Annotated in this window: 9 protein-coding genes; 8 read left to right on the top strand and 1 reads right to left on the bottom strand. The window is 74.0% G+C overall.

Annotated elements, in window-relative coordinates; all coding sequences use genetic code 11:
* Window positions 1–116 precede the first annotated feature (116 nt).
* Window positions 117–1,121 (bottom strand): hypothetical protein, encoded by a 1,005-nt coding sequence (locus ACIBAF_RS35120; RefSeq protein WP_399468291.1) that lies wholly within the window; start codon window positions 1,119–1,121, stop codon window positions 117–119.
* A gap of 256 nt (window positions 1,122–1,377) precedes the next feature.
* Here ACIBAF_RS35120 and ACIBAF_RS35115 point away from each other — a divergent pair, with 256 nt between their 5' ends.
* The 8 genes from ACIBAF_RS35115 (at window position 1,378) to ACIBAF_RS35080 (ending at window position 10,130) form a co-directional block, all read left to right on the top strand.
* Window positions 1,378–2,259 (top strand): extensin, encoded by an 882-nt coding sequence (locus ACIBAF_RS35115; RefSeq protein ID WP_399468289.1) that lies wholly within the window; start codon window positions 1,378–1,380, stop codon window positions 2,257–2,259.
* Between the two features lie 67 nt (window positions 2,260–2,326).
* Window positions 2,327–2,752, top strand: a complete 426-nt coding sequence (locus tag ACIBAF_RS35110; protein WP_399468287.1) for a phage tail protein — start codon at window positions 2,327–2,329, stop codon at window positions 2,750–2,752.
* A gap of 104 nt (window positions 2,753–2,856) precedes the next feature.
* Window positions 2,857–3,582, top strand: coding sequence for a peptidase M23 (locus ACIBAF_RS35105; protein ID WP_399468285.1), 726 nt, complete (start codon window positions 2,857–2,859; stop codon window positions 3,580–3,582).
* Window positions 3,582–5,489, top strand: a complete 1,908-nt coding sequence (locus ACIBAF_RS35100) for a VgrG-related protein (RefSeq protein ID WP_399468283.1) — start codon at window positions 3,582–3,584, stop codon at window positions 5,487–5,489. The genes ACIBAF_RS35105 and ACIBAF_RS35100 overlap by 1 nt, the downstream gene beginning before the upstream one ends.
* Window positions 5,490–5,535: 46 nt before the next feature.
* Entirely contained in the window at window positions 5,536–5,979 is a 444-nt protein-coding gene (locus tag ACIBAF_RS35095) for a GPW/gp25 family protein (RefSeq protein ID WP_327316552.1), read from the top strand.
* The gene (locus tag ACIBAF_RS35090; RefSeq protein ID WP_399468281.1) at window positions 5,979–7,937 is read left to right on the top strand and encodes a putative baseplate assembly protein; all 1,959 of its coding nucleotides are present in this window, start codon (window positions 5,979–5,981) and stop codon (window positions 7,935–7,937) included. Before ACIBAF_RS35095 ends, ACIBAF_RS35090 begins: the two co-directional genes overlap by 1 nt.
* Before the next feature lie 121 nt (window positions 7,938–8,058).
* The gene (locus ACIBAF_RS35085) at window positions 8,059–8,616 is read left to right on the top strand and encodes a phage tail protein (RefSeq protein ID WP_399468279.1); all 558 of its coding nucleotides are present in this window, start codon (window positions 8,059–8,061) and stop codon (window positions 8,614–8,616) included.
* Complete coding sequence (locus ACIBAF_RS35080) at window positions 8,613–10,130, top strand: NADase-type glycan-binding domain-containing protein (RefSeq protein ID WP_399468277.1); 1,518 nt, start codon at window positions 8,613–8,615, stop codon at window positions 10,128–10,130. The genes ACIBAF_RS35085 and ACIBAF_RS35080 overlap by 4 nt, the downstream gene beginning before the upstream one ends.
* Window positions 10,131–10,268: the final 138 nt, after the last annotated feature.

Below are 10,268 nucleotides of genomic sequence, written 5' to 3'. Positions count from 1 at the left end.
CCGACCTCTCCCTCCGCACAACAACCGATCGGCGTCCAGCGAGCGATACCCCGCCACGACGCCTCCACCCCGACCAACTCCCGCACAACAGAGGCCAACCCGACCTCTCCCGCTCCTCAGCAACCGGTCGGACTCCAGCGAGCGATACCCCGTCGCGCGGAGGACGGGCCCGGCGGCTCCCGTCCGACGGCGCCCAGTCCGGACCCGGTCCGAGTGCGGCGTGCGGCGCCGGGCTCGGGTGGCATCGGCCCCTCTGCGGCGGGCGGCGGCACGCCCGCCGTGCCGACCGGATCCGTCCGGCCGTCCCCGGCGACCACGGCGACCTCGGCGACCCCGGCGACCTCGGCGACCACGGATGCCTCTCCTTCCGCGTCGGGAAGTTCACCGTCTCCGGGGGCGTCGACGGCGGCGACGGTTCCGCCCGTAGGCCCTGCCGGATCCCCTGCAGCGCGGGTCGGGCACAGCGTGCAGCGTGCTGTCACGGAGCGTACGGCTTCGACGCCCCCGAGCAACAGCCCGTCACCGACGCCGGACGCGCCCACCTCAGCGCACCCGCCCGCCGCAGCCGCACGCCACCCCGCGAGCGGACGCCCCGCCCCCGCCGACGCCCGCACCGGGTCGTCGGCCACCCGCAGTTCCGGACTCACCCCGGCCCCGGGCAACAGCGGCCGGACGTCGTCCCCCGTCGTCCAACGCACCGCGACGACACCGACCTCGACCACCGGCCCCAGCTCAGCCCCCGCCTTGAGCGACAGCGGTCGTACTTCGGCCTCGACCACGGGCCCAGGCTCGGGCTCGACCTCGGCCCCGGGATCGACCTCCAGCTCGGCCCCGAACGACGCCGGCCGTGCGTCGTCCCCCACCGTGCAACGGGCGGCGACGGCAGTCGGCTCGACCTCGGACCTGGCCGCCGCCTCGGGCCCCCGCGCGGGTTCAGCTTCAAGTGAAGGTGGCCGCACTTCGGCACCCGCCGGGCAGCGCGCGGCGACGCCACGCATCTCGAACACCCCGCCCGCCCCGGCCGACCCCACCCGGCCCGTGGCCGCAAGCGGTTCGGCGCCGATGCACACCGGCCCGGCGATACCCGTGCGCCCGGCGGCCGGCTCCCCTGCTCCCCGCACCGGTCCAGCGTCGCCGTCCGCCTCCGCTACGCCCACCCCCCGACGTCGCGCTGGCCTCGGCGCCCCCACGAACCTCCCCCCGGACCGGCCGCGCCCGACGACACCCCCCAACGGCACGGCGTCGGCACCCCGTACGAGCTCTCCCGCGTCCGGCACCCCGGGTTCACGGACGGAGCCGCTCCCCCCGCTCCAGCGCTCCACCCCCCTCGGCGCACCCATCCAGCGCGCCGCAGCACCGACGCCTCCCGCGCGCCCCGTGCTGGGCAGTCCCCTCTCCACCAGCCCCTCCGAGGCCAAGCCGCTCGCCGCACCGAGCGCCACCGTCCCCGTCGCGCGCAAGGCCGATGCCTCCCGCACGACGACGGCCCCGACCGCCACGGCCCCCGTCGTACAACCCACCGCGGCACCACCCACGGCCCCCCAACTCCCGCGGCCCACGTCCGCCACCCCCGTCGCGCTGCCGGCGCCCACCGCACCGCCGCTGCCGCTGCCCGCCCCGGCGACACCGACCACCAGCGCTTCCCCCACCAGCTCCGTCACCCGCGCGGTCCGCCCCACGACGACAACCAGCGATTCCCCGGTATCCCCCTCCTTCTCCCCCTCCCCCTCCGTCGTACAGCGCCGCGCGGCCACCGCACCCGTACCACTGCGCCGCCCCACACCCGGCGCACCCGCAGGCCGCCCCGTGGCCCGCCCGTACCCCACACCCGCAACCGCAGCAGCCACTGCCGCTGCCGCTCCCGCACCGCTCCTCCCGGGAGCCCATCTCCCCGCCACACCGCTCCCGCCCGCTCAGCCCGCCACCCCCGCGCGCCCCACCGGCCAGGCTCGGCCCCAGCCTCAGCCTCAGCCCCCCACGATCCAGCGGCGTACCGCCGTCGCCCCCGCCCTCCCGGCCGCCGCCACCGCGGCACCCCCCACCCCGCCGAAGGCTCCCGCTCCCTCTTCTGGCGGCGACCCGGACTCCGCATGCCCCAAGTGCGGCGAGCCTCACCGGCCGTTCGACCCCCGCGCCCTCACCGACTTCCAGCTCGACGAGCTGACGCACCGTCTGACCGGCCGCATCACCCGCCTCCTGCGCACCGAACTCCGCCTCGACCGCGAACGAATCGGCCGACTCCGAGACCCCCGCCGCTGACCGTCCGCCCCTCACCGTCCGCCACGCACCGCCCATCCCACTGCTCCCAGAAAAGGCCAGGCCCCCGATGCCCTCCGATCTCGACCCGGGCTCCACGATCTTCTTCACCCTGACCATCGACGGCGAGAGCCTCGGTTACTTCAACGGGTGCGAGGGGCTGTCGTCCCAGGTGGAGATCGAGCACCGCCAGGAGGGCGGAAACAACGGCTTCGTCTGGGCGCTGCCCTCCCGCGTCACGTTCTCCAACATCCGGCTGACCCGCCCCCTCACCCCGGACACCGCCAAGGTCGCCAAGTGGATCTCCTCGGTCACCACCGGCGTGACCCGGCCGACCGCGCAGATCGCGGCGCTGCGCGCGGACGGCTCCGAGGTCGCCCGGTGGGGCCTCATCGACGTGCTGCCGGTCAGCTGGCAGGGGCCGTCGCTCAGCCCGGACAGCCCGGCCGTGGCCACGGAGGTCCTGGAGATCACCCACCACGGCTTCACGGACTAGGCCGGAACCCACCGGAACCCACCGGAGCGAGCCGGAACGGGTCGGAGCGGGTCGGAACGGGTCGGAACGAAACAGAAGTCAACGGGACGGAAGAGGCACAGAACATGGCCAAGGGAAGCAAAGGCGGCGCCGGCAAGAGCCTGGTCCGTGCCACTCTCGCGATCCACGAACCGCCGGTCGGCACCAGCACCACCCCCGGCGGGCTGATCAAGTCCTTCGGGTTCGACTTCAACCCGGCGCAGCTCCAGCTCGGCCGCCGGGCCCAGTGGAAGGTCACCCCGACCGCGGCCGTCCGCGACGGCTCCGTACCGGAGTTCATGGGTCCGGAACCGCGCCAGATGACCGTGGAGATCTTTCTCGACTCCTCCGACCAGCCCGGCAGCAACACCGTCCTGAAGAAGGTGGAGTCGCTGCTGGAGTGCTGCGAGGTGACGACCAAGAGCATCGCGGCGAAGCAGCCGTCGCCGCCCTGGGTGGTGTTCCAGTGGGGCTCGTTCTCGACGGCCCGCTTCACCGCCTACGTGAGCAGCATCGACGTCACGTACTCGCTGTTCGGCACGACCGGCGTCCCGATCCGCGCCACGGCGCAGGTGCACCTGCACGAGATCCCCAGCAAGACGAAGGGCCAGAACCCGACCTCCGGCGCGCTGACCGCCCAGCGCGTGCACCGGGTCGTCGCCGGGGACTCGCTCCAGTCGCTGGCCTGGCGCGAGTACGGGGACGCCTCCGCGTGGCGGTCGATCGCCGAGGTCAACGGCATCGACGACCCGTCCCGCCTGCCGACGGGCATCGAGCTCGTGCTGCCCGCCGTAGAGGAGGTGCGCCACTAGTGGTCCAGTCCGCGTTCTCCAGCGTCATCCAGGTGACCCTGGGAGGCCGTCCGCTGCCCGTCGACTTCGCGCCGCTGCTGGTGGAAGGCTGGGTGGACCAGGGGCTCGGCGTCCCCGCCGCGTTCCGGCTCACCTTCCGCGACCCCTACCGTCAGGTCCTGGGCAAGCTGGGCGTCAAGTTCGGCACACCCGTCGTCCTCGCGCCGATCGCCGACGGCAAGGGCGCCTCCGACCCGCTCCTCACCGGCGAGGTGTGCGGTCTGGAGGCCGACTACGACGGCACCGGCACCTTCACCGTCATCCGCGGCTACGACTTCGGCCACCGTCTGATGCGCCAGCGCCGGGTCGCCGCGTACCGCAACCAGAGCGCCTCCGACATCGCCCGCAAGCTGGCCGCGCAGGACGGCGTCCCCGTCGGGAAGATCCAGTCGACGAAGACGGTCTACGAGTTCATCAGCCAGGCCAACGTCACCGACTGGGACTTCCTCGCCCGGCTCGCCGACGAGAACGAGATGGTCATGTCGGTCGACGCGAAGGGGAAGTTCCAGTTCCTCAAGCCCGACCCGGCGTCCGGCGCGCCGCCCACCTCCACGCCCGGCGACAAGAGCCCCTTCGTCCTGGAGGCGGGCACCGACATCCTGCGCCTGCGCGCCGCCGTCACCGCCGCCGAGCAGGTCGGGACGGTGGAGGCGCGCGGCTGGGACGTGACGACGAAGAAGAAGCTCACCGCCACCGCGCCCGCGAAGACCAACCCCGGCATCAGCATCGGCACGACGCCCGGCGAGGCCGCCGCCAAGTTCAAGCCGGCCAAACTGGTCGACGCGCAGACGCCGTACGACCGGCAGTCGGAGGTGAAGTTCGCCGCCGAGGCCCTCGCCGACGACGTCACCGGCTCGTTCGCCGAGCTGGAGGTCATCGCGCGCGGCACCCCGAAGCTGCGCCCCGGCCTGCCCGTGACCCTCGCCGACGTCGGCGACCCCTTCGAGGGCAAGTACACGGCCACGTCCGTACGGCACGTCTTCGGCGACGGCAAGCACTACGAGGCCTGGGTCACCGTCAGCGGACGGCAGTGGCGGTCCCTGTACGGGCTGTCCTCCGGGGGCGGGAACGCATCCAGCGGCCTGAACCTCCCCGGCACCACGAACGCCCTGGTCACGGACGTCCAGGACCCCCTCAAGCAGGGCCGGGTGAAGCTCCAGTTCCCCTGGCTGGACGACGCCTACATCAGCGACTGGACGCGGGTCGTGCAGTGGGGCGGCAAGGACGGCGGGTCGATCTTCCCGCTCGACGTCGGCGACGAGGTGCTGGTCGCCTTCGACCGGGGCGCCCTCGACCACCCGTACGTCATCGGCGGGCTCTACAACGGCAAGGACAAGCCGACCCCCGTGAAGGACGTGCCGCTGCACGACGGCGCCCGCCGCCGCGCCGCCCGGCACACCCTGTCCGACCGGGACGGCAACCGCGTCGACCTGCTCAGCCAGAAGACCGGCGGCCGTAAGCAGGGGGTGCGGGTGACGTCCGGCGACGACCGGCTCGTCATCAACCTGGACCGGACGAAGACCGAGATCACCGTCGACAGCAAGGGCGCCGTCAGCATCACCGGCAGCCGGTCGGTGTCCATCGAGGCAGGCACCGACCTCACGCTCAGCGCGCGCCGCAAGCTCACCATCAAGAGCGGCGGGCTGCTCGACATCCGCGGCACCGGCATGGTCAACGTCAAGTCGCTGACCAGCGTGGTGAACGTGGACGCGATGGGCGCGCTCAGCCTCAAGGCGGGCGGCGCCGCGACCGTCAGCGCGGGCGGCACCATCCAGGTCAACGCCACCGCCAACGTGGGCATCCGGGCCGCCACCCTCCTGCTGCAGGGCGTCGTCATGGTCAACAACAAGCCGTATCCGATCCCGTGAGGACGGCCGAGCGGTACCGGAAGAGGAGAAGGCAGGTGGCCGTCTGATGGCCGAGCAATTCGTCGGATCGGGCTGGGCGTTCCCGCTCCGGATCGGCCCCACCGGGGGCATCGCCCTGGTCAGCGGGGAACGCGAGATCGAGGAGGCGATCCGGCTCATCCTCGCCACCGCCCCGGGCGAGCGCCCCATGCGCCCGGAGTACGGCTGCGCCATCCACGACCTGGTCTTCGCCCCGGTCAACGAGGCGACGGCCGGCCGTATCCAGCACGAGGTGTACGCCAGCCTGGACCGCTGGGAGCCGCGCATCGAGGTCACCGACGTCGAGGTCACCGCGGGCGCCGAGCAGGGCGTGCTCTTCATCGACGTCCGCTACGCGATCCGCGGCACCAACAACCCGCGCAGCCTCGTCTTCCCGTTCTACGTCATTCCGTCCCACGACGAGCCGGACCTGCCCGGCTCCTCCGGTACGGCTTCCGAAAGCGACCGCTGATGGCCCTGCCCTCCCCCAACCTGGACGACCGCCGCTTCCAGCAGTTCGTCGACGACGCCAAGCGCTACATCCAGCAGCGTGCGCCGGAGTGGACCGACCACAACGTCTCCGACCCGGGCGTGACCCTCGTCGAGACGGTCGCCCACATGGCGGACCAGATCGTCTACCGCCTCAACCGCGTCCCCGAGAAGAACCACCTCGCCTTCCTCGACCTGGTCGGCATCCGCCTCTTCCCGCCGTCCGCCGCCCGCACGGAGGTGACGTTCTGGCTGTCGGCGCCCCAGGAGGAGCCGGTGCTCCTGCCGGTCGGCACGGAGGTGGCGACGGTCCGCACGGAGAGCGAGGACGCGGTCGTCTTCGCGACGGAACGCGAACTCACCGTCGTACCGTGCCAGTTGCGCCACCTCGTGGTGCAGCACCGGGGCGAGCCGGTCACCGACCGGACCACCGACCTCACCGAGGGCAAGGACCTGCTCTGCTTCGCCGAGGCGCCGCAGCCCGGCGACTGCATGCTGTTCGGGCTGAGCGCCGCCGTCCCGCACTGCGCGGTGGTCCTGGAACTCGACAGCCGGGTGGACGGCGTCGGCGTCGACCCCCGTCAGCCCCCGCTCGTCTGGGAGGCCTGGACCGAGGACGGCTGGCAGGAGTGCGAGGTCGACCGCGACGGCACGGGCGGCCTCAACCGCCCCGGCGAGGTGGTCCTGCACATCCCCGGCGGCCACGTCCTGTCCCGCTCCGGCGGCCAGGAGGCCGGCTGGCTGCGCTGCCGCGTCACCGACCCGCTCCCCGGCCAGCCCTTCTACACCACCTCGCCGACCGTGCGCTCCGCCGAGGTCTTCACGATCGGCGGCACCGCCCCCACCGTCCACGCGGAGACCGTCCACGACGAGGCCCTCGGCGAGTCGACGGGCCTGCCGGGCCAGCGCCTGACCCTCACCCACGCCCCGGTGGTGGGCGACGACCCGCCGCTGCTGCTCCAGACCGCGGAACACGAGGGCTGGACCGACTGGCAGGTGGTCCCCCACTTCGCCGCGTCCGGCCCGTACGACCGCCACGTCACCCTCGACGCGGCGACCGGCGAGATCGCCTTCGGCCCGTCCGTCCGCGAACCCGACGGCCGGCTGCGCCAGTACGGCGCCGTCGCCCCCAAGGGCTCGGTCATCCGCGCCCGCCGCTACCGCACGGGCGGCGGCCGGTCCGGCAACGTGGCCCGGGGCGCGGTCCAGGTGCTGCGCACGTCCGTCCCGTACGTCTCGGAGGTCGTCAACCGCGAGGCCGCGCGCGGCGGGGTGGACGGCGAGACCGTCGAGGAGGCGAAGCTCCGCGCGCCGATCACCCTGCGCGCCCAGGAGCGGGCGGTGACCCTGCGCGACTACGAGGAACTCGCCCGCCGGGCCGCCCCGGAGACGGCCCGCATCACCTGCCTGGAGGGCGAGCCCGACGAGCACGGCTCCTACGCCGTACGGGTGTTGGTGGTCCCCCAGGCGGTACCGGACCCCGGCGGCCGCCTCCGCTTCGAGCAACTCGTGCCCGGCGACTCCCTGTTGGACCGCATCACCCGCCACCTCGACGAACGCCGTCTGATCGGGACGCGGTTGGCGGTCGGCCCGCCGTACTACCAGGGCGTGACGGTGGTGGCGACGGTGCACGCCTTCCGCGGCGTCGACACGGACCGCGTCCGCCGCCAGGCCCACGACGCCCTCTACCGCCACCTGGACCCGCTGACCGGCGGCGCGGACGGCAAGGGCTGGCCGTTCGGCCGTCCGGTGCAGTCGGGCGAGGTCTTCGCGGTGCTCCAGCGGGTGCCCGGAGTGGAGCTGGTCGACCAGGTCACCCTGCACCCCGCCGACCCCCTGACGGGCAAGCGCGGCGAGGCCACCGACCGCATCGACCTGGCCGCCCCGGCCCTCGTCTTCTCCTACGACCACCGGGTCCGCGTGATCGGAGACGGCTCGTGAGGGGGCTCTCCGCTGGGCGCGCCGTCATGGGTCGTTGTTTCGGTGCGGCGCCGTTGTGGCTGGTCGCGCCGTTCCCCGCGCCCCTGCTGGACGCTGACGCGCCCGTGGCAGGAGGCGGTCGATGAGAGGTTCTGTCGATGGGCTCGGGTCGTCCGTCCCGATCGGCGCGATGCTGCCGGCCGTCTTCGCGGACGACGACCTGGCGCAACGCTTCGTCGCAGGCCTGGACGAGGTCATGGCGCCCATCCTCAACGCCCTGGACTGCCTGCCCGCCTACTTCGACCCGGCCCTCGCCCCCCTCGACTTCACCCGCTGGCTGACGGGCTGGGTCGGCGCGGAGACCGACGGCACGGAACCGGAGCCGAGGCTGCGGGCCGCGGTCGCGGCGGCCGCGTATCTGCACCGGGTGCGCGGTACGCGCCGAGGCCTGTCGGAGGCCATCCGGCTGGCGTTCGGCGTGGAACCGGAGATCGACGAGAGCGGCGGATCGGCCTGGAGCGCGCGCCCCCTCGGCCCGTTCCCGGGCGACCACCGCCCCCACCTCCACGTCACGCTCCGCCTGCCCGAGCCCTCCCCGGCGGACGAGCACCGTCTGGACACCCTGGTGGCCGCCGCTCGCCCCGCCCACATGCCGTACACGGTCAAGGTGACCGCCGCTGAAAGGACCCCGGAGAGATGACCACCCAGAACTGCGCCGAGTGCGGCACGCGCGCCGAGCCCGGCCAGTCCTTCTGCGACGCCTGCGGCGCCGTACTGAGCTGGACAGACCGAGCGACGGCACGGGCGGGCGCGGCGACTGGGGCGGCAGCGGCGGCCGACCCGGGCGCCGGTGCGAGCGCCGGCTCGGGTTCGGGGGCAGGCGCGGGACCGGCGTCCACGTACGGCTCCGCGTCGGGCGGCGCCGGCTCGGCCAACGGGTCAGCGCCCGCCGAGGCCCCGCAGGCCCCGCAGGCCCCGCAGGCCCCGCAGGCCCCGTCGGGCCAGCCCGGACCGGAGGCCGCCACCGCGGGTTCCGCTGCCGGCGCGGGGGCCGGAGCCGCATCCCGTACTCCCCTCGCCACCACCACGGCCCCGGCCCCGGCCCCGGCCTCGGCCTCGGCGGACGACGACCACGACTCGGACGACGAGGACACCACGGAAACTCCCCTCCCGGTCATCCCGCCGGAGGACGGCACCGCCGCTCCATCGGCCCCCGCCCCGCCCCAGGCCCCGACGCCGACGCCGACCCCGACGCCGACGCCCGACGAAACCGCGCCGACCACCCCCACCCCCGCCCCCGCCCCCGCGCTGGGCGACACGATGGCCGCGCGGGCCCGTTCTCTCCTCGTCCCCGTCGCCGACGCGGAGCCCCGCCCCGCCGCGCCCCCGGCCGTCACGCCGGTCCTGCCGGGCAGGCCGGTCGCGGACCGGCCGCAGGTCCGCGCGCCCGGCCCGGTCCAGGGCGAGCAGCACGGCGTCGCGTGCCCCTGGTGCGCCACGCCCAACAACCCCGACCGGCATTTCTGTGTCCGCTGCGCGATGCCCATGACCCTTGAGGACCGCTCCTCGATCCGCCTCCCCTGGTGGCGTCGCCTGTTCAACCGCAACGGCGAGACGCCCTGGGCCGGCGACCGCCCGCGCCTGCGCCGTACGTTCGACCGCATCGTCAGCTGGCTGGTGGCCGCGGTCGTCCTCACGCTCGTGATCATCGCCGGGGTGAACACACCAGCGGCGATCCAGGCCACCCGCGACCACTTCGCCAAGCGGGCGCCGGTCACCCCGGACTCGTTCGCGGCGTCGCGCTCCTACCCGGGGCACAAGCCGGAGCTGGCCTTCGACAAGCTCAACAACACCTGGTGGGGTCCCGGCGTCTCGCAGTCGGGCGAGGGCGAGTGGATCGAGGCGCGCTTCGACCAGCCGACGCGACTGCTGGACCTGATCATCACCTCGGGCACGTCGGTCCGCCCCGACCAGCTCGACGAGTCCGCTCTCCCCCACCGCATCAAGGCGACGATCACCTTGAAGGACGGCAAGACCACGACCCGGGAGCTCACGCTGGACCAGAGCGCGGGCGGTCAGCGGCGCGCATTCCGCGTCGGCGAGGCCACCAAGGTCCGCTTCACGATCGAGTCGTCGTACTCGGTGTCCGGGAGCAAGCAGGTGTCGATAGCCGAGATCGAGTTCTTCGGCCCGTCGAGCGCGAACGCGTCCTGAACACGTCCTGAGTACGTCCGAGTACGTCCTGACGGCCGAAGAGGAGGGGCGGGGGGGGGGGGGGGGGGGGGGGGGGGGGGGCGGGGGGGCGGGCGGGGGGGGGCGGGGGGGGGGGGGGGGGGGGGGGGGGGGGGGTGT

The sequence above is a fragment of the Streptomyces sp. NPDC051677 genome, assembly GCF_044453465.1.
Lineage (GTDB): Bacteria > Actinomycetota > Actinomycetes > Streptomycetales > Streptomycetaceae > Streptomyces.
Note: the sequence above shows the minus strand (reverse complement) of the source record. Positions and strands in the feature narration are given on the sequence as shown.